The sequence below is a fragment of the Pantoea eucalypti genome (assembly GCF_009646115.1).
In the GTDB taxonomy this organism is placed as follows: Bacteria; Pseudomonadota; Gammaproteobacteria; order Enterobacterales; family Enterobacteriaceae; genus Pantoea; species Pantoea eucalypti.
This window is the reverse complement of the sequence record NZ_CP045720.1, coordinates 636289-657241: the sequence shown is the minus strand read 5'-3', so window position 1 is coordinate 657241 and position 20953 is coordinate 636289. Positions and strand designations below refer to the sequence as shown.

General features: G+C 48.0%; 16 protein-coding genes and 1 tRNA gene. 11 read left to right on the top strand and 6 right to left on the bottom strand.

Features of this window, described 5'->3' with window-relative positions; translation table 11 throughout:
* Nucleotides 1–196 precede the first annotated feature (196 nt).
* From rpsU to rpoD, 3 genes are all read left to right on the top strand, one after another.
* A complete protein-coding gene (gene rpsU / locus EE896_RS03150; RefSeq protein ID WP_001144069.1) occupies nucleotides 197–412 on the top strand; it encodes a 30S ribosomal protein S21 in 216 nt (71 codons plus the stop codon).
* Nucleotides 413–530: 118 nt separating this feature from the next.
* On the top strand, nucleotides 531–2276 hold the full coding sequence (gene dnaG, locus EE896_RS03145) for a DNA primase (protein WP_140916610.1): 1746 nt from the start codon (nucleotides 531–533) through the stop codon (nucleotides 2274–2276).
* Between the two features lie 330 nt (nucleotides 2277–2606).
* Complete coding sequence (rpoD, locus tag EE896_RS03140) at nucleotides 2607–4448, top strand: RNA polymerase sigma factor RpoD (RefSeq protein WP_003848431.1); 1842 nt, start codon at nucleotides 2607–2609, stop codon at nucleotides 4446–4448.
* 74 nt (nucleotides 4449–4522) lie between these two features.
* Here rpoD and mug read toward each other — a convergent pair whose 3' ends face one another.
* A complete protein-coding gene (gene mug, locus EE896_RS03135) occupies nucleotides 4523–5041 on the bottom strand; it encodes a G/U mismatch-specific DNA glycosylase (RefSeq protein WP_003848430.1) in 519 nt (172 codons plus the stop codon).
* A complete protein-coding gene (locus tag EE896_RS03130) occupies nucleotides 5038–5622 on the bottom strand; it encodes a TetR/AcrR family transcriptional regulator (protein ID WP_008925744.1) in 585 nt (194 codons plus the stop codon). Before EE896_RS03130 ends, mug begins: the two co-directional genes overlap by 4 nt.
* Nucleotides 5623–5760: 138 nt before the next feature.
* On the opposite strand from EE896_RS03130, the gene EE896_RS03125 reads away from it, so the two are divergent.
* The 7 genes from EE896_RS03125 (at nucleotide 5761) to EE896_RS03095 (ending at nucleotide 11819) form a co-directional block, all read left to right on the top strand.
* Complete coding sequence (locus tag EE896_RS03125) at nucleotides 5761–6552, top strand: SDR family NAD(P)-dependent oxidoreductase (protein WP_140916609.1); 792 nt, start codon at nucleotides 5761–5763, stop codon at nucleotides 6550–6552.
* Between the two features lie 202 nt (nucleotides 6553–6754).
* Nucleotides 6755–6830 (top strand) — tRNA-Ile (locus tag EE896_RS03120).
* A 238-nt stretch (nucleotides 6831–7068) separates the two neighbouring features.
* Nucleotides 7069–7884 carry a hypothetical protein gene (locus EE896_RS03115; protein ID WP_140916608.1) on the top strand — a complete coding sequence of 272 codons (816 nt, stop codon included), beginning with the start codon at nucleotides 7069–7071 and terminating at the stop codon, nucleotides 7882–7884.
* A 116-nt stretch (nucleotides 7885–8000) separates the two neighbouring features.
* Complete coding sequence (locus tag EE896_RS03110) at nucleotides 8001–8219, top strand: helix-turn-helix transcriptional regulator (RefSeq protein ID WP_072008762.1); 219 nt, start codon at nucleotides 8001–8003, stop codon at nucleotides 8217–8219.
* A 116-nt stretch (nucleotides 8220–8335) separates the two neighbouring features.
* The gene (locus EE896_RS03105) at nucleotides 8336–9430 is read left to right on the top strand and encodes a YagK/YfjJ domain-containing protein (RefSeq protein ID WP_140916607.1); all 1095 of its coding nucleotides are present in this window, start codon (nucleotides 8336–8338) and stop codon (nucleotides 9428–9430) included.
* Between the two features lie 22 nt (nucleotides 9431–9452).
* Nucleotides 9453–10160, top strand: a complete 708-nt coding sequence (locus EE896_RS03100) for a hypothetical protein (protein ID WP_140916606.1) — start codon at nucleotides 9453–9455, stop codon at nucleotides 10158–10160.
* Nucleotides 10161–10892: 732 nt separating this feature from the next.
* Complete coding sequence (locus EE896_RS03095) at nucleotides 10893–11819, top strand: BstA C-terminal domain-containing protein (RefSeq protein ID WP_140916605.1); 927 nt, start codon at nucleotides 10893–10895, stop codon at nucleotides 11817–11819.
* Between the two features lie 537 nt (nucleotides 11820–12356).
* Here EE896_RS03095 and EE896_RS03090 read toward each other — a convergent pair.
* The 4 genes from EE896_RS03090 to EE896_RS03075 all read right to left on the bottom strand — a co-directional run bounded on the left by EE896_RS03090 (nucleotide 12357) and on the right by EE896_RS03075 (nucleotide 18143).
* Nucleotides 12357–13187: a hypothetical protein gene (locus tag EE896_RS03090; protein ID WP_140916604.1), complete on the bottom strand. Its 831-nt coding sequence runs from the start codon at nucleotides 13185–13187 to the stop codon at nucleotides 12357–12359.
* 263 nt (nucleotides 13188–13450) lie between these two features.
* A complete protein-coding gene (locus EE896_RS22525) occupies nucleotides 13451–13696 on the bottom strand; it encodes a GNAT family N-acetyltransferase (protein WP_238343236.1) in 246 nt (81 codons plus the stop codon).
* 516 nt (nucleotides 13697–14212) lie between these two features.
* On the bottom strand, nucleotides 14213–15463 hold the full coding sequence (locus tag EE896_RS03080) for a hypothetical protein (RefSeq protein ID WP_140916603.1): 1251 nt from the start codon (nucleotides 15461–15463) through the stop codon (nucleotides 14213–14215).
* A 340-nt stretch (nucleotides 15464–15803) separates the two neighbouring features.
* Nucleotides 15804–18143: a KAP family P-loop NTPase fold protein gene (locus EE896_RS03075; RefSeq protein WP_140916602.1), complete on the bottom strand. Its 2340-nt coding sequence runs from the start codon at nucleotides 18141–18143 to the stop codon at nucleotides 15804–15806.
* Nucleotides 18144–18462: 319 nt separating this feature from the next.
* On the opposite strand from EE896_RS03075, the gene hsdR reads away from it, so the two are divergent.
* Nucleotides 18463–20895, top strand: a complete 2433-nt coding sequence (gene hsdR / locus EE896_RS03070; RefSeq protein ID WP_140916656.1) for an EcoAI/FtnUII family type I restriction enzme subunit R — start codon at nucleotides 18463–18465, stop codon at nucleotides 20893–20895.
* Nucleotides 20896–20953 lie beyond the last annotated feature (58 nt).

Sequence of the window (20953 nt, the reverse complement as noted above, 5' to 3'; positions counted from 1 at the left end):
CTGTCGGCTAAAGAGTGCGCTATACTCCCGCCCCTGGAAAAACCGGCAGCCGCACAGGCAAACGCTCCTGTTGGTTTCAAATTATCCTTGGTGCTTTACAAACCAACGCGAGTTGGAGTAAAATGCTGCACCATTTTGAAATGTGCTGGCGCCGCAGTCAGCAGCAAAAACCGAATTTTATCGAGGTGAGAGTTACATGCCGGTAATTAAAGTACGTGAAAACGAGCCATTTGACGTAGCACTGCGTCGCTTCAAGCGTTCATGCGAGAAAGCAGGCGTTCTGGCTGAAGTCCGTCGTCGTGAGTTCTATGAAAAACCGACTACCGAACGTAAGCGCGCTAAAGCGTCAGCAGTTAAGCGTCACGCCAAGAAACTGGCTCGCGAAAACGCACGCCGCACTCGTCTGTACTAAGTCGTTCCGGAGGTTCGCCTCCACCGCGTGATTCACGCAGACAGAGTCAAGTAAAAGGCCGTGCTTTCCGAAAGGAAGCGCGGCTTGTTGCCGTTTATGAGCTGAAAATCTGGGGCGTATGGCTGGACGAATTCCACGCGTATTTATCAACGATTTACTTGCCCGCACGGATATCGTGGATCTTATCGATGCCCGCGTTAAGCTGAAAAAGCAGGGTAAGAATTTCCATGCGTGCTGTCCTTTCCATAATGAAAAAACGCCCTCTTTCACCGTAAACGGCGAAAAACAGTTCTATCACTGTTTCGGCTGTGGTGCACACGGCAATGCTATCGACTTTTTAATGAACTTTGATCGTCTGGAGTTCGTTGAAAGTATTGAAGAGCTGGCCACTTCCCACGGTTTAGACGTGCCTTACGAAGCAGGCAGCGGGCCCAGCCAGATGGAACGCCATCAGCGCCAGAGCCTGTATCAGCTGATGGAGAACCTGAACGGTTTTTATCAGCAGGGCCTGCAGCAATCCAGTGCGCAGCCAGCACGCGACTATCTTGAGCGTCGTGGTCTGAGCGCCGACATCATCAATCATTTCGCTATAGGTTATGCGCCAGCCGGCTGGGACAACGTTCTCAAACGTTTTGGCAAGCAATCGGAAGACCGCGAGTCATTGATGGAAGCGGGCATGCTGGTCAGCAATGACAAAGGCCGTACCTATGACCGGTTTCGCGACCGCGTCATGTTTCCGATCCGCGATAAACGTGGACGCGTCATTGGTTTTGGCGGACGCGTGCTGGGTAACGATACGCCGAAGTATCTCAACTCACCGGAAACACCCATTTTTCATAAAGGCCGTCAGCTCTATGGCCTGTATGAAGCCGTTAAGAACCATCCTGAACCCGCCCGCCTGTTAGTGGTCGAGGGATACATGGACGTGGTTGCGCTGGCGCAGTACGGCATCGATTATGCCGTTGCGTCATTAGGCACCTCAACCACTGCTGAACATATTCAGTTGCTGTTTCGCAGTACCGACACCGTGATCTGCTGTTACGACGGCGACAGAGCGGGTCGTGAAGCGGCCTGGCGTGCGCTCGAGACCGCATTGCCTTACATGAATGATGGTCGTCAGCTACGCTTTATGTTTTTACCCGATGGTGAAGATCCGGATACGCTGGTACGTAAAGAGGGTAAAGCCGCCTTCGAAGCGAGGATGGAGCAGGCGATGCCGCTCTCTTCGTTTTTATTTGATAGCCTGCTGCCGCAGGTGGATCTGAGCTCACGCGATGGAAAAGCGCGCCTGAGCACATTGGCTTTACCGCTGATAACGCAGATTCCCGGTGAGACCTTACGCATTTATATGCGTCAGGAGCTGGGGAATAAACTGGGTATTCTTGACGATAATCAGCTTGAAAAGCTGATGCCGAAGCAGGCCGCAAGCGGAACCGCGCCGGTTGCGCCTCCGTTGAAGCGTACCACTATGCGTGTACTGATTGCGTTACTGATTCAGAACCCGCAACTGGCCACGATGGTGCCTTCTCTGGATGGGCTGTCTGAGTCAAAAATGCCGGGTTTACCGCTATTTATTGAATTAGTGGGTCGTTGTAATGAGAATCCTGGATTGACCACCGGTCAGCTACTAGAGTTATATCGCGGAACAAATTTTAGTCAGACGCTTGAAACACTGGCGATCTGGAACCACATGATAGTAGATGAAGAAGCCGAAGCGGTGTTTCAGGACTCGCTGGCCAGCATCTATGATGCAGCTCTTGAAGAGCGCCTGGAGTTTTTGATTGCGCGTGAGCGCACTCAGGGACTCAGCGCCGATGAGCGCCGTGAATTCTGGACACTCAGTCAGGCGTTTGCCAGGAAATAACCGTTTTCAGCATGCTGTCCATTCCGAATCATGAAAGGGCAGCCGCACGAATTTTAAGGGTCGGCGTCGATGCCAGTCTGGTTACCGCCAGCGCACAGCTCCCGGAGCGTACTGATGTACGTGAGGAGAGCGAGCACTGCCGGGGAACAGAATGGCGAGTAAGCCAGGCCCTTAGCACAGAGTTAACAAGCGGCTTAAGTGCCGATTACTGATGGGCAAAGCCCACGCCGCGACGAAGGCAGCGGCAAGAACTAAACGCCTTCACTGCTTATTGTTGGCGCGCTGCCGACCGACACCAATCTAATTTAACAGAAGTGTGGATACCGTCTTATGGAGCAAAACCCGCAGTCACAGCTCAAGCTTCTTGTCACCCGTGGTAAGGAGCAAGGCTATCTGACCTATGCTGAGGTCAATGACCATCTGCCGGAAGATATCGTCGACTCAGATCAGATCGAAGACATCATCCAGATGATTAACGACATGGGTATTCAGGTGGTTGAAGAAGCCCCGGATGCCGACGATCTGATGCTGAACGAAAACAGCTCCGATACTGATGAAGATGCCGCAGAAGCTGCCGCTCAGGTGTTATCCAGCGTTGAATCTGAAATCGGGCGTACTACCGACCCGGTTCGCATGTATATGCGTGAAATGGGTACCGTTGAACTGCTGACGCGCGAAGGCGAAATCGACATCGCTAAGCGTATTGAAGACGGTATCAACCAGGTTCAGTGTTCAGTCGCCGAATATCCTGAAGCCATTACTTATCTTCTGGATCAGTATGACAAAGTTGAAGCAGGCGAATCACGGCTCTCCGACCTGATCACCGGTTTCGTCGATCCTAACGCAGAAGAAGATATTGCCCCAACGGCAACGCACGTAGGCTCTGAACTTTCTGAAGCCGATCGCAACGACGATGAAGAAGAAGATGAAGAGGATGACGACAGCTCCGACGACGATAACTCAATCGACCCGGAACTGGCGCGCGAGAAGTTTTCTGACCTGCGTAAGCAGTATGAAGCGACCCGCAGCGTGATTAAGAGCAAAGGTCGCAGTCATGCTGCTGCCGTTGCCGAAATCCAGAACCTCTCTGACGTCTTCAAACAGTTCCGCCTGGTACCGAAGCAGTTCGACTACCTGGTAGGCAGCATGCGCACTATGATGGAACGTGTCCGTACTCAGGAACGTCTGATCATGAAGCTCTGTATTGAGCTGTGCAAAATGCCGAAGAAGAACTTCATCACGCTGTTTACCGGCAACGAAACCAACGAAAGCTGGTTCAAAGCCGCTCTGGCGATGAACAAGCCGTGGTCTGAAAAGCTGCTGGAAGTGCAGGATGACGTGATGCGTTCCCTGCAGAAACTGGCACAGGTGGAAGAAGAGACCGGCCTGACCATTGAACAGGTCAAAGATATTAACCGTCGCATGTCGATCGGTGAAGCCAAAGCGCGTCGCGCTAAGAAAGAGATGGTGGAAGCTAACCTGCGTCTGGTTATTTCGATTGCGAAGAAATATACCAACCGTGGTCTGCAGTTCCTCGACCTGATTCAGGAAGGTAATATCGGCCTGATGAAAGCGGTAGATAAGTTTGAATATCGCCGTGGTTACAAGTTCTCGACTTATGCGACCTGGTGGATCCGTCAGGCCATCACCCGCTCTATCGCCGACCAGGCGCGTACCATCCGTATTCCGGTGCATATGATTGAGACAATCAACAAGCTCAACCGTATTTCGCGCCAGATGCTGCAGGAGATGGGCCGCGAACCAACGCCGGAAGAGCTGGCTGAGCGTATGCTGATGCCAGAAGATAAAATACGCAAAGTACTGAAAATCGCTAAAGAGCCGATCTCTATGGAGACGCCGATTGGTGATGATGAAGATTCACATCTGGGCGATTTTATCGAAGACACCACGCTGGAGCTGCCGCTGGATTCTGCTACGTCAGAGAGCCTGCGTTCTGCCACCCATGACGTGCTGGCTGGCCTGACCGCGCGCGAAGCGAAAGTGCTGCGCATGCGTTTCGGTATTGATATGAACACGGACCATACGCTGGAAGAAGTGGGCAAACAGTTCGACGTTACGCGTGAGCGTATTCGTCAGATTGAAGCGAAAGCCCTGCGTAAACTGCGCCATCCGAGCCGTTCGGAAGTGCTGCGTAGCTTCCTCGACGATTAAGTCCGACAAAAACCCCGGTTCGCCGGGGTTATTTATGCCTCCCTGTTCGCGCCACTCCCCTGCCCTGCCGGACGTCAGTGACTCTCCGGATGCAGTTCCAGCCAGAGCTGACGATACGCCCCGACCATCTCGTCCAGTGATGCACGATTCAGTCCGCTGGGATTCGGCAACACCCACACCTGGGTTTTCCCCATACATATCGGCTGTTTGCCCCATTCGACTTTGCTCTGTTTAAAAGCACGACGGAATGCATCCTTACCCAGAATGGCCAGCGCGGCGGGTTGATAATCCAGTACCTTCTCCATCAGGCGTTTACCGCCATCCCGCAGCTCATCAGGCGCCAGCTCATTTGCCTGCACAGTTGGCCGCTCAACCAGCATGGTGATACCGCAGCCAGTTTCCGTCAGGCGCTGCTCCTCTTCCGGCTTCAGCTGCTGCCGGGTGAATCCCGCCAGATGAATAACCTTCCAGAACCGGTTTCCGGGATGCGCAAAGTGAAATCCCTGATGGGCCGTTGACTGACCTGGGTTGATGCCGCAGAACAGCACATCAAGATCGGAGCTGATAATGTCGCGGATAGCATGCTCACTCATGCCGCCACCTCCAGCGTACGCTGCTTAAGCGCGTCGCGACTGCGTTGCAGCATCTGACTGGCCCGCTCAGCATCCGGACAGGCCCGTGCCAGCGCCAGTGCGCCCACCATCTCTGCCAGCATGCTGGAGGCCAGCGCTTCCACATCCGGCAATCTCAGCTCACGCAGTATCTGCACCAGACCGGCATGCATCGTATTGAAGCCCTGGGCGAAGATCTGCCGTGTCGGCTGTGGAAGATGGGCCACTTCGCTCACCAGTGCCGCCAGCGGACAGCCCTGAGCCGGTGCATTGCGATGCGCCTCGGAAAGGTAGCTATCAATAAAATCAGCCAGCTGCGTTGCTGGTTGGGTCACGGATTTAGCAGGCCTGAAGGTATCAGATTCAGCAAACATATGTTTCAGCACCTCCTCAACCAGCTCCTCGCGTGACGCAAAATGTGCATAGAAGCCGCCATGTGTCAGGCCAACCCGCTTCATCAGCGCCGCCACCCCAATCCCTTCAGTGCCGGTTTCACGCATCACACGCGCCGCCTCATCAAGGATACGCTGGCGGGTCTGCATCTTGCTGCTCTGCTTCTCCATCTCATCTCCTGCGGTTTTAACTGCATGGCTTCTGGCTATTATAGTAATTATTACACTCATCATATTCCAGCTTGACGAATCATATGATGGTCGTCATATTTATAACCATTATGACGACCATCATACGAGGAAGCAAACATGTCAAAATCAGGCACAGCATTAATCACAGGCGCATCCAGCGATATCGGTGCAACGTACGCAAAACGACTGGCAGCACGCGGTTATGACCTCATCCTGGTCGCACGGGATCAGGCACGACTCACCACACTGGCTGATGCGCTGACACAACAGCACGATATTCGGGTAACCGTGATGAAGGCTGACTTAACGCATGAGCGGGACCTGCAGCGTGTGGAGTCAGAGCTCGCAAACAACGCACAGATTACGCTGCTGCTGAACAACGCAGGCATGGGTGTCGAAAGCGAGTTTCTGGAGGCGGACATCACACGCATCAACAGCATGCTGGCGTTAAATATTCTGGCACCGACGCGTCTGGCACAGGCGGCTGGCCGGGCATTTAAAGCACGCGGTCACGGCATTATTATCAATATCGCCTCGGTGCTGTCGCTGGTGCATGAGATGTTCAATGGCGCCTATAACGCCACTAAGTCTTATGTGCTGACCCTGACGCGCGCCATGCAGCGTGAACTTGCGGAGAGCGGTGTGCAGGTACAGGCGGTGTTACCCGGCGCAACCCGTACAGAGATTTTTGATCGCGCAGGCCAGTCTATTAATGAAATCCCGGCTGAAATGCTGATGGACGTTGATGAGATGGTGGACGCCGCGCTGGCCGGACTCGACAGCAAGGAGACGGTAACTATTCCGGCGCTGGAAGATCTGCAGATGTGGCACGACTACGATCAGGCACGTGGCGCGATGGTTCCCCATCTTTCAAGGAATCGATCAGCATCCCGCTACCGTCAGGGCTGAGTCAGCATTAACCCATAGCGGCTGAAGTGTTGTTGAGTTAACGGCATGGATAAGCATTTTCCATGCCGTTTTGCGACTTCGACTTCATGACAAGAGACATTTGTTATAGAAATCAGCAGGTAAATCACTGCTGCTTATTTCAGCAACCAGTGGCTGAGTGCTGGATCGCCCTGAAGAGATACTTTATAATCCCCGCTCCGCTGGCCCCTTAGCTCAGTGGTTAGAGCAGGCGACTCATAATCGCTTGGTCGCTGGTTCAAACCCAGCAGGGGCCACCAAATAAAACAAGGAGTTAGATGAGAAATCGTCTGACTCCTTTTTCTTTGGGCGCGAATCAGGTGATGTAGTGGGTGACGTAAGTGAATGGCTGGGTGACGTAAGTAGTATGGGTTTAAATGTCTGGCTGGCCGGTTGCCAGAAACCTGATTTCCTTTTTCGAAAAGCCTGACAGCCATCCACATTCAATCATTAAGACAGCCTTATCTGCCCCCCAGGATTGCAGGACAAAAACAAGCCATGAGTTTCGACGATTCCATTCAGCAATTGCGTAATGAGCAACTCGCGCGCCGGTCCGATACAGAACGCTTCATCAGTGTTAAAACTCTTTTTGAACAGCTCAAACAGCGTTATCCAGATCAGAGCTACAACGCCCTGTGTCTTTTAGCGTTGAAAAAGTATCGACGTTCAGAGCATCAGCCTTCGCTTTATTGGTTCAGATATGAAAGCTGGTATGACACTCCACCCATTGCCCCATACCAGCTCCTGGATAAACATGGCGCGCCAAACATAGGTGCTCCTGACTATTATCCTAATGCCGAGGCGGCACTGCGGGCGGTAAGTGATGATGTCATGAATACTGATAAGCTGGCTGATTGTGGTTTTCTGCGCAGTGAAATTACTTCAGTTCTGGAAATTGACCTTAACACTATCTCGCCAAATGAATTGATAGAACCCGATACTGTCAAAGAGTTACAGGCAGAAAATGACGAGTTGAAAAAACAAATAGCCTATCTCAATCAAAGGTTAGCGGTTCCAGTAGAGGGTGGTGAATTATATGCGCAGAAGCGTGAAGAATTTTTTATAGCCGTGATAGCAAGCTTATATGACAAAGGCCGAATAATTTCTTCGAAAGGCGCGCTGCCTATTGCTACCGAATTATTGGAACTCGTTGTGCAGAGAGCGAAGCTATTTTGGTCTTATGAGCAAAAATTGCCCATAAGTGATGATAAATGCCTAAAGATGTTGCGTGAAGCAATGGGCTGGCTAACTCGCACAGAAACCGACATTCATGACGTCAAAAAAAACCAAAGAGCAGCCCGAAATAAAAAATAAATAAATTTCAGAAAGTTAGTAAGGGTATCCAGGGTATCTTTCCAGGGTAACCACGACACAAGCACTCTCGGTTTTTAAGATACGTTTCATATTGATTCGCTACCGAGAGATTAAACATGAAACACATCAATTCTTTATCAACGACTATCAGCCACCTTCCAGGCCCTCAACGTCTGATCCGTATATGTGAGATGCTTGACCTCCTGAATTGCAGCCGAACCACCCTTTATCGCTGGGTAATCAGCGGTGAATTTCCTGCGCCAAAAAAACGTGCAGGCAGAACTATGGGCTGGACAGTCACACAGTATGAACAGTGGCTCGATAACTGCTGCTAAAACTCTAAGCAGGGCTGGGATTTCCAGCCTTTCTTTTTATCTGCTGATGCAACCATTTGAAACAACCAGCGCATCAAATCGTTATCAATCCGTGATTCTGATACAGCCGTAACCCTATGATAAACATCAAAACTGGCAGTCTGGATTCAGCCTACCAGGAACCGGTAATTAATAATATTACGCGCGGTACGGTTTATCCGGATATCCGGGCTAAAGGCGAGTTTCTGTATGACGATGTTCTCTGGCCAGTCATGCCTGAAGAATGTCAGCAGGATGTGAAGATCATGAATTCTTTGTTCAAGGCAGTTGATAGAACCTATGTCAGTTGCTCTCGCTTTCTGGCAATCCGTTATGATTTTCATCTGCCTCAGTACACTGCTGACAACCGCGTTATTACCCGCTTTCATCAGCTATTGATTCCTGCTCTAAGGAAGGAGTATCCCAAAAGCTTTGCTCGGGTGTTTTGGGTCAGAGAACAGAATCAGGCACCAGCACAGCATTATCATTACTTACTGATGGTGGATGGTAACTGCGTGCGTCATCCTCTTAAAATTAACAAGCTGGTGGAGAGCTGCTGGAAAATAGCAACGGGCGGAACGGTCTGGTTTCCAAAGCATGGTTACTACTTAATTCGAAAGAACGACACTGAGGCTATGACCGCATTGTTACTGCGGGTTAGTTACTTTGCTAAGCGGCACTCTAAGGAAAGAATTGCTAAAGACATCACGCGTTCCGGAACCCGGCATTACCCGTTTTTAAAAAAAGCCAAACACACTAAAACTGCGCAATTACGTACTCAGATTGCCCATTTTGATCGGGCACAAGCGCATTGCCCTCTTCCCGGAAAGCTGGATTCGTTTTTCACTTCCGCACAGCCTTCTGCTGGTAAGCCTGCGACACTGCCCCTGAAAGATAGCCAACGATTGGATGAGGCTGCCTCACTGCCAATGAAGGCGCTTAGACGAGCGCTGCAGCGTTTTAGTAAAATCAGGGGCCGCCTGCGTGACGGTAATAGCATTGTGGCAAGCGCTCAACTCAGCCCTCACTGGCACCGTCATTTTGAGCGCTACTACCGATATTACTGGCCATGCAATATCAGCGTTTCACAGTATTGCCGCTGGTATTACCTAAATCCGTCTACTGCAAGCCGCTATTTGTGTAACTACCCGGCTAATTTAATTAATCCGTGGCTTTTAGCACGCTGGCTATAAGCACCTATTAAGACTGGTAAAAATGGAAAAGATAAAAGAGGAGTACAATGCAAAAATTGCGATGCCCTACTCTCTTAATCGTAAGATGAAGACTTATGCAGGCGGAATTGACTGGCTAACCGGTTATGAAATTGTGCCGCTGACTGATGAACAGCGGCTGCAAAGAAAGCAGCATCTGCATGCTCTGCCTGCAACGCTGGATGAGTTGTTTGAGCGTTTCCTGCTGCCTGCCATGGAGTGCGACGTGCATTACAAGGACTACAACTTCTGGAGCGATACGTGGCGCATCCAGTGGGCTTACCACAAACAAAATTATCGTCGTGAAGCAATTATGAATGGCATAACGCAGCAGCAATATGCACAAGCGCGTAAGCTCCCTAAACGTGTAATGTACAACAATCTGCATAAATGTGGAGGTGCAGCAATCCGTGTGCTGTTTTGGGTTTATCATCGTCGGCAGTTCCACCAGCAGCAGCGACACACGGTTCAGGAATACATTTCTGAGCATCAGCTTCCCCAACGTACAGCGCATCGTCAGTTGTCGCGACAGCCAATGAGTGATATCTGGGATCAGCATTTTGATAACTATTACAGTGATGCATGGCTGAGGCATTGTAACGTCAGAGAGTATGCAGATTTCTACGGTTTGAACGTTACTACGGCCCGCCAGTATCTGTTTAACTTTCCCATCGGGCTTTTTGACCCAATGTTGATTAAACCTTGGATGTGATTGTTCAAGGCAATCGCTGAAGGATACGATCATGAATTCTGATCACTGGATAATGATCAAAATCGTCAAACGGTAAACAACGCAATGATCAGAATTTGAAAACCCTTCCATCAGCCTTTTTATATAAAACAAGCATGTCTTGACTGGTGTGAAAAAGACACACATCTTGTGTTTTAACTTAGTGAACAGCACTGGAAGTCAGCGGCAGTTAGCACTGCAGGCGCTTGATGATGAAATGCCCGGCTTTGCACGTGACTGTGCGTCTGCATAAGGCAGTAAGCTGCTGGTATTTGAAAAATCCGAGACGAAGATCACTGGGCAGCTTCACGTTGATTAAAACTTTATGATGCCAGTGATTCCTTGCAAATCTCCACTATGCGCTCTCAGAAGGTGTACCCCGTTGCAAGTCCGCTATGTGCCAGAAGCGGATGCAAGCGATTGCACTTTGCATCAAAGACACCGCGGGGCGGTTTTCCTATGCTGTTCACCCGGAATCGGTAAAACGCCTAGTTTACCCATTCCGCCCTAGTCAGACTTAACGATGCTGGTATAATAAATACGCTAAAGCCGTATAGGACAGTCATCTTTTTTCCTGCAGCCGATATGATCAAAACTTTATCAGTAAAATTCACACCCTCTGATTGAGGAAGCGGAAAGGCTCAGGTCTCAAGGCAGGCACTTGCGTGCTGTTTTTTTGGAAAAATAGTTAATAATTAAAAAGGATAATATTTTATGACTTCAACCAATCAGCCTTTAAACACAAATTTCGGCGTGTTAGACCTTGGCGTTAAACAAGAAGGTGTGTTTAACAATATTGAAATGGGTGTTTTAGAAAATGGAATTCCATACCTTACTCAAAATGGACTATCTAGAGTATGTGGCGTAAGTCCAACAAACATAGCTGATATAGCTAGTGAATATGCTCAATGTTTCCATAGTGGCATCTTTTCACGTGGTCGAATGGAGTTTATTAGCTCTTATTTACAGCAAGCCGGCTATACAGACCAAGTCCTTTTTATCTCAGTCATGCGAGCGGGAACAATCCATTACGCCTTCCCCGATATAGTATGCATGGCTCTACTTGAATTTTATGCTTTTGAATCACACGTTGCATCGAATGTAACGGCACAGCAATACTATCGAGAACTAGCCAGGGTAGGACTTCGCGACTATATTTACGGCGCACTTCGATACCAGCCGGAAGATCCTTGGGGCCCCTACCATCAACGAGTTTCAATTATTCAAAGCACTGGCACAGTGCCTGATGGTCATTTCATTATATTTAATGAAATTGCAGGTTTAATGGTAGATCTTATTACCGCTGGCCTTGTTGTGAATATGTATACCGTACCCGATATTAGTGTAGGCTCTTGTTGGGGACGCCATTGGACTAGCTCTGGTCTATCACGCCGCTTTGGCGAACGTGTACAGTGCGCACATCATTACCCTGATGATTTCAATCAATCAGCGTCTAACCCACAGATGATTAATGCATATCCAAATGAAGCATTATCCGAATTCCGTCGCTGGTTCCGACATGAGTATCTCCCAACAAAATTCCCTAAATATATACTTTCAAAAGCAGGAATGCTGCCTGGAGGAAGTACCGAGGCATTACGTATTGCTGATAATTTCCGACCCAATCAGATTGGAAGTTAATTTGTTGTGAGGATACCGCTCTGACCGCCGCCAGGCGGTTTTTTTATGCCCTTCTCCTTGCATTTTTTAATACGCCAATATCACCGAGCCACAGCACCACGCCGCCGCAGACACAATATGTGGTGATTTTCTCAGCTGATGCCGATATTATTTATTGAGAACGCTGGGGGGCATTACGGCCAACACTAGGGCAGAACGCGCTGGTTTCAATGCTGCGTCATTCGGTAAAACTCCAGTGGAGGCGAACTTAACCGAATACGATTTACCGCCAGCGTGTTTTTTATTCTTGCTTTTAACCGGGTTCATAATGGCGAAGTTCAATCACAAAATTTTTTTCTGACATTAAGCCAATGTTCGCTTCTTGATCATAGCGGACCAGAGATTAATTAGTGCGTCTTATTCGAGCCAGAAGCTGTCATTATTGCTAGCATAATACTCTGGTGCCCTGTGAAACGAATCTGTCTACACTACAACTGGAAAGAAATTTCATGCTTACATTCCACATGGTCCCCTCAGTTAGTCTCGAGAGAGTTGTGTTCATGACGAGAACGCAACGAATTTTGTACATTCCGGCATCATGGTCAAATAGCTCAAAAAAGTTTCCCTGCGAAGGTCTTCTTCAGTAATGGGCAATTCTTTAAATTCAATGATATCGATTTCGTCATTGGTACAAGCTAGATAGTTAGCTTTCATAAGTTGTAATAGCTGCTTTGGGGTAAGAAGAGGCGGAAGGTTTATTTCTCTTGAAATATGAGCCGGTGTAGGCTGGGAGCACCATTGCGCATTATCACCCATAATGGTCTGAAAGTAGATATAGTGTGTTTCTTGGTCTCTATATGTTGGAACTTGGTGAGTAACCTCAACGAGGTTAAGGTCGCTGAGAACTCTTTTTGAAACGGGAGGGATTCCCGTTGACTTCAAAAATTTCGGAGAACAGTAAAAGACGTCAGCACCTTTGATTTTTGCCAAACGGCATAATGCATCATGCTGACTAAAGGGCCGGCGCTTTGTTCCATTGGCGTATAGCTTCCTTTTAGTGTAAAGCTCTACTCTGAATGCGGGTGCGCTCACTTTATAACCTTTTTGAATAAGCCCATATTTTGTAGACTTGTTTCGTGTTAATGATAGTCGCGTTACAAAATCAAGAATTTTATACTGATAAAAGTATGCCATCAGGAAAGCGCTGTCAGCTGATGATGTTCTGCTTATCCTATTTTTCATCCATTCAAAAAATTGATCATCTTTGAATTTAAATTTACTAAGTGGCCGGGCGAATCCCAAGTCATATCCAACATGAACTTCCTCTGAATCAGGAATGTAAATCTCAAATTTTTTTTGTTGTATTTTTTCGCATAATATTGCTCCCACAATACATGATAGGAATTGGCAATCAATGTTTCGCTATATCGAGCACTCATACTTACCCCTTACTTCCAAGAACCTGAGCATAACCTTTTCAAGATTGCCGAGAACCTGGAGATCAATAATGTTAGCTAAATTGATAATGATATCACCAAAGGTCTTCTCGAGCTTGGCATGTCTTAACTGGAATGAAGTTAAGAATGAACCAGTAGTGATCAATCATCCAGTTAATCCGATTTTTATGAAACACCAAGCTAGGCGACAGGGCTTCAAAGTCTTCCATCTTTTTTAAAATTATAGCCCTGATTGTTCCAATCCTTCCTTGAAGTGACGTGGTCTTCTCTAACGCCCCACACAACCTCATCAAGCCCGATCTCATCAAATCCGAATCGTATCGCCCTTCTGGAAAGCTCTGTTGCATAACCTTTACCCCCAGCATCAGGTTCGAATTCATCTCCAATATTGTTTGTTTTCCTTTCATCGAACTGGCTGAAAAATACGCCATCAAATCCTATAACTCGATCCGTATTATATTTCTCAAAAAAGTTCCAATCACCAAAACTATATTTCTCATATATTCTTAATATTTTTACATCACATCTTTCAAAGATTCAATATTTACATGAGGGCCACGTGAGTTGAATTAATGCGTTTTAGGTTTTCCATAGATCCTGAAAAACTGTTCATATCTTCACGTGTGATATAACGCAATAATAAACGTTTAAACTCCCATACCATAAAGTAATTCCCCTATAGATCTGCAGGCTAGGACAGTTAGTAAAAAGCTAATCCAAAAAAATTGAGTGCAATAGGCGATAGTAGCTTGCAGCTTCACATTGAAAGATTGGGGGACAATATCTCGCCCCGGTACAGCAATCTCAGCATTTGCTACAACAATGTGCAACTTCCGCTGTTTGCTCATAGCGGACATCTGTCAGACGTTCGTCCGCTTTGTGCCAAAAGCGGCCGTTCCCAATGTCATGGAGTGCATTTACCCCCAAATGGACAGGCCACATTAGTTAATCATTACTTCAAGTATTAAAGTTAATTATACTAAGCGGGCCTGAGTCTCCTTCATCTAACATAATCAATGTACTCACTAAAACATTAGCTCTGGCACGGGGACCAAGACGCTCTTCCCTATCCCAACCATCAACCTCTAACACATCAATAATGCGAGATACATCTATGAAGTTTTTAATTTTATATGTCATTTCATTTTTACCGTATGCTTCAAGCAATTCGTTAAATCTAGCTACTGCTAAGTTGTAGCTCCTTGGGGGGGGTAAATCTGCAAACGCGAAAAGATATTTAACTTCAGAAAAAGGTATGTTACGGATCAGTTCAGATATTGGCATGTCAGGCCCCCATTTTATAAGTCCGATGCTTATTAACTCTTCAATAATGTATGTATCATAAAAATCTTCACTCAATACTGAACGCCCCGTCCAATGAGTGAGATACCAATGAGCAGCCTCCTGAGATACCTGATTCATTACATCAGCAAGTTCATCGCGGCGGGTTAATGAACCTCTGAGACCGAACGTTTCATCTACAAATTCCCTTGGAAGCCATGGCGCGTCTGCTTCTTTAAGATATTCGTCCAAAAGTGGCCAACGTATACCGTATCGAATTACTTCAAGTATAGCTGGCCAACGGGAAGAATGGCTTTGGTCGTTGAATGCGCAAATATTGGCTTGAAAAAATGTTATCCCTTCCTGATAACGAGCAAAAAGTTCGATTTCTTGCCCTGCCAATTTTATATGGAAAGGTGTTAGTGAGGGCTGTGGTGGAACTGGTAAAATTATATTCTTCATAAAAGAAAACGCTTCATGAACAATCGCTTCACGAGGCAGGTATTTTTTCTGGGGAGGCCAGTAACTAGGCCATGGATCGCGAACTAAAATTTTCGGCCAAGATTTCAACATTCCTTTAATTTCAAGAGAAGACGCTCGCTCTTTAGCTGAGAGAATTTTTTTCTTTAACTGTTCTAGGTCTTTTAAAGCAGCAGCATACTTAACAAGGCGACCATCAATTTCGCCGTTATAGCGCTTTAATTTTTCACACTCTCTTTGCATCCTAGTCTGGACCGGATACGAATTTATATCAAAACCTGAATATTGTTCAGCCGCTATAGCGGCTGTTTCATTGAGCCATCGCTGAACTAAAAATTCCTGTGGAGGTATGCTTGTTAACCTGTGTTCAACAGCTTCACGTGCTGTCAGTGCTCGATCATATGCGAGGCTTAAAGCAATGGCCAATGGATCAGTTGATTTTGGCATAACATTTCCTATTTCTGCATCAGACTGGAAAACTTCCTGCGGCTGAATATTCTTTTATTTTAGTTATAGCTTATTATTCTATTTGCTACTCTATAAGTCGTTAAACCACACTCTCATTGAAAACAGCTAACGAAACCATTTTAGATAGATGGTTACTATCAGCGTTAATGTCTGCTTTTCACTCATAGCGGACATTGACCTGCACAACGTCCGCTTTGTGCCAGAAGCGAACATCGTGGGCGTTATGGTACGTTAGGCCAAATATCTAAAAGCGCATGAACTACATGGGTTAAGGTTCTACAGCATAACTTCTGGCTTGAGCTTTTGCCGTTCCAGCGATCTAGAAATCGAAAGCGTCGTTTTCTCTTAACCCAAGCCATCCTTGTAGATGCCAAAGCAGCGTTCGCAGAGATTCTTCGTGCTCCGGGAACTGTGCAGGATTAATTGCATCACATTTAGCTTTCGCCACGTCAATGCCAATAAATTCGTTAATTGTCTCTTTGTTAAAACTGTTATGCTGTGTGGAGACCCAATCCCCGTATGTGTGGCTAGTGCCACGACTCATCAAGCGTGTAACTATCGTTGCGAAGCCCTGATCCGTTTGAATCGCTTTCATCATCCACTCACGTGGTTCATCCATTGAATCGGTATATTTTTTCCAGCGATAGAGCAAGGATATGAGATCCGGTTCAGCAATCAGCGCATCACCATTTGCTGCGCGTATCCTTATCAGCCGCAGCCATTCAGTCTTCATTGCCACAACGGTATTGTAATCTAATGCCGGATCGAAGACTCCCGTCTCGCCCTCATTCCGATCAGTGGGGTCACTGAGATGGATCAGGAGCGAGGCAACGGATAGAGCTTCAGTTTTACGGAGTGCCTCTAAAGCCAAACTGCCTCGCACATCCTCAGGAATGCGCTTCAGGTACCAACTTGTGGCTCGCCATGCTGCCATATATGACGAATCGAAAGTGCCGCTATTCGTCCCTGCGAGTTTTTCAGCGAGTAGGTACATACCTGGAAGCAGAACAGCAGCGTGCTCGAAGGGTAATCGATCGACGGATTCGTCGAGTCTCGCAACGAGCGAACCTAGCAGCCCATCAGCTTCGAGGTCAGTGATTGCAGCTAAGAGCTCATCCTCTGTCGCTGTTGCAACGAGAAAATCAACGAAACGGCGTTCAGACATTTCTCCAACACTAGTCTGGAGTTCAAAATAACGTGGGAAGTAGCGCGATGTGCATACTCGTTTTTCAGTCAACCACTGGCGATTGAAGCCGTCCGCATATCTTGTTCCTCCATATGCCCATTCAATAGGTGGAAATAAGTCTTTGAGGACATTACTAATGATATTGCGGCGTTGCTCTGAGACTGTCTCAAGAAGCTCCTTAGCCGCAGCCTGGTCTACCTCTCGTCGTCCATCACTGGAAAAGCGCATTTCTTGAAGAACCAACTCTCGCTCACGAAACAGTGCATCGTGGAGATCTGGTTCGAAGACCCGGAGAGTCTCAAGAAGCAGGAAATCTACAATATTTACCTCGAATACGTTGTCGACCACATGCAATGTTATGTGTACAGCAATTGACGAGATGAGACGGCGTGCATCGCGCATGTTGCGAAGCAGGGGCTGGATACAGCCGATGCAAGCATTACCCCAGCGTCTCTGAGAGAACCCGTTGGCCTCAGTCGCGTAGGAGCCCGCTATTTCAGAGAGTTCCTCCTTGAACATACGATGCACGAACGATGCTGGGACGGCCGGTAAATCAAAGCTAACCTGCACGATCTTTTCAAGGAAGGCTCGCCCGTCGTCGGCAGCGACCGGATCGAGTGCCCTTTCTACGATACTGGGCTGAAATAGGAGCACAAAAACAATGTTAGGGAGGTTAGCATTTGCCTTTACCTGCCGAAGTAACATCCTAATCTGTTCTGGCTCAAGCCTGTCAATATCATCGACAAAGACAACCAGCGGTCGGTCAAGTTCGCGAAGGCGAGCTTCAAGCGAACTGCGTATCTTGTCGAGAGACTCGCCGGTATGGTCTCGCCCGAGATACGAAAGCACGCGTCCAACAAAAGGTATTCCGACTGAGAGAAAGGCAAGAACAGCCGCAACCTTTGTGACCGTAGGAAGGCCATATCCAATGGCCGAAGCGATTGCTAAAACTGAGGCATTTGTTAGTACCATCGAGATTAGATGGCCTGAGCCTCCAGCCTCTTTAAGAGGCTTACCGACTCCGGTTAGGATCGCGCCGTAGCGTCGTAGTGCTTCGGCACGGTCATGTGCAGCCTTCGAATGCTCGCCTCCCAAGCTATTTGCTATCTGGCCAAATAGCGCGCTGGCAATTGCATCGCCGTCCCCCCATTGCCAGGGGTTGAAATCGAGCCAGTCCGCTCCGCTGCTCTTATCATCGAGCTGTTCGGTAATGAGGTTTTTAAGAGATGATTTCCCGAAGCCCCACCCTCCGCGAATAGCAAATACACGGCCTTCGCGCAAACTAAGCTCCGAAAGCACGTCGGCTATACGAGCCGCAAATTCAGCCCTTCTGAGACGATCTTCGGATGCTTTTCGAATAGGAGCCTCTGCCCCGATCCCTTCGTCCGGCTGCCCGTTCCTTACCACTTCAGTATTAGGCTTCGCGCGACGATGAGCGCGCCATGTTGCCAGACGGAACAACCGTTTACTCATCGCACACTTTCTCCCAAGAATACATGTACCAAGCGTCCTATCGTTAGAAGCGTTACTGATTGAACTTTTCCTAAGCCAGCTAGTAGAAGAGAACTCTCTACTTCAATTACAAGCCAGTATAGCGGTGACCCTGAGCATTGATGAACACAAGAGGATAATCAATAAGGAAGGTTTAACAAAAAGCACCAAGCTGCATATTTGACTTAGCAAGGTTAAAGATCTCACCGTGCTGATTCTGTTGGCTAAAGACATTAACGAAGCACTTTATTTGTGCAAGAATTGGTCCATATTCCTTCACTTTAATCTGACCGGAAATGCTATGGCTGGCGTGAACAAAGCTCAACTGACTGAAACCGACATCGTAACTAAATTTATTCTGCCTGCAGTCAAGAAGGCCGGATGGGATGACATGACGCAAATTCGCCAGGAGGTGAAGCTACGTGATGGCAAGGTAGTTGTGCGGGGTAAACTGGCATCCCGTCAGAAAGTCAAATCAGCAGATATAGTGCTCTACCATAAGCCTGGTTTACCGCTGGCAGTCATTGAAGCGAAAGCAAACAAGCATGAAATCGGCAAAGGGATGCAGCAGGGACTGGGTTATGCCGCCTTGTTAGAGGTTCCTTTCGTCTTTGCCTCCAATGGTGATGGCTTCGTATTTCACGACAAAACGAACCCCGATCAGCTGGAACGAGAAATTACACTCGAAGAGTTCCCAACGCCTGCTGAGTTATGGGGGAAGTTCTGTCTCTGGAAAGGTTATACCGCCGCACAACTGCCTGTTATTACGCAGGACTACTATGAAGACGGCTCCGGTAAATCGCCGCGTTATTATCAGCTTCAGGCAATCAATAAAACGCTTGAGGCTATCTCAGCAGGCCAGAACCGTATCTTATTAGTGATGGCAACCGGTACCGGCAAAACCTACACCGCCTTCCAGATTATCTGGCGGTTATGGAAAGGCAGGCACAAGAAACGCATTCTGTTCCTTGCCGATCGCAACATTCTTGTTGATCAAACCCGCACCAACGATTTCCAGCCTTTTGGGCAGGCAATGACCAAAATCACTGGCCGCACTGTCGATCCCGCTTACGAAATCCACTTGGCGCTGTATCAGGCGATGACAGGAACCGAAGAGCATGAAAAAGCATATAAGCAGGTTGCGCGTGACTTCTTCGACCTGATCATCATTGACGAATGCCATCGCGGCAGCGCCGCTGAAGACAGTGCCTGGCGCGAGATTCTGGAATATTTTAGTAGTGCGACTCAGGTCGGTTTAACAGCGACGCCGAAAGAGACCCATGAGGTTTCAAATACAGACTATTTCGGTGAGCCGGTCTATACCTATTCGCTTAAACAGGGCATTGAGGATGGCTTCCTGGCACCTTACAAAGTCGTACGCGTTGATATCAATGTTGACCTGCAAGGATGGCGTCCAGCGAAAGGAGAAGTCGATAAAAATGGTGAGCTGATCGAAGATCGCATCTACAACCAAAAAGATTTTGATCGCAACTTAGTCATTGATGAACGCACTCAGCTGGTGGCGGAAACCATTACGGATTACCTTAAACGCACCAACCCCATGGATAAAACCATCGTCTTCTGCAATGACATCCCTCATGCAGAGCGCATGCGGCGCGCCCTGGTGAATCTCAACGCAGCGCAAATGAAAGAAAATGATAAATACATTATGCGTATTACAGGCGATGAGACTGAGGGAAAAAACCAGCTCGATAACTTCATCAATCCGAAGAAGCCCTACCCAGTTATCACCGTAACATCAGAACTGATGACAACGGGTGTAGATGCCAAAACCTGTAAGCTGGTTGTGCTTGAACAAAATATCCAGTCGATGACCAAATTTAAGCAGATCATCGGACGCGGCACACGTATTGATGAACGCTACAACAAGCTGTGGTTCACCATTCTGGATTTCCGAAAAGCCACCGAACTGTTTGCAGATGAACGCTTTGATGGCTTGCCGGTAAAAGTCATGACGACGACAAAAGATGAGGTCGCCGATCCAGAGTCAGATTTTGATGAACAGCTGGAAGATGAAGTATCAGATGGATCGAGTCAAACAGGCCATGCAGAAGAGGCATCGCCAGACTATCCCTCTGGTCCCTCAACAGATACCGAACCTGACAGCGAACTGCCCGAAACAGACGAAGAACGACGCAGGAAGTTTTACGTTAAAGGCGTTGCTGTTAACGTGTTATCTAAACGCGTTCAGTATTACGACGCTGACGGTAAGCTGGTCACCGAATCTTTTCAGGATTACACCCGTCGTACGCTGATGAAAGAGTATGCATCCTTAAACGATTTTGTTCAGCGCTGGCAGAGTGCTGAACGTAAACAGGCCATTATCGAAGAGCTGGAACAGCAGGGCATTATCTGGGATGTGCTGACGGAAGAGGTCGGCAAAGAGCTGGATCCGTTCGATATGCTCTGTCATGTCGTGTACGGTCAGCCGCCGCTCACCCGCCGTGAACGCGCCGATAATGTGCGTAAGCGTAACTACTTTACCAAATACTCTGAGTCGGCTCAGGCCGTGTTGAGCAACCTGCTCGATAAATACGCCGATGCGGGCGTAAAGGAAATCGAAGATATTCAGGTACTGAAGCTTCGACCTTTTGATACCATGGGCCGCCCTTTGGAGATCATCAAAAAGAACTTTGGTGACAAGGAAAGCTACATGAGTGCCGTGAGTGAACTGGAAAACGAAATCTACGAACTCCCTCCTCGCTCGGCCTGATTCCCTTTCAGTGTCTGTCACCGTAGCGACCGCTCGGTGGCAGACTTTTTTATTACGG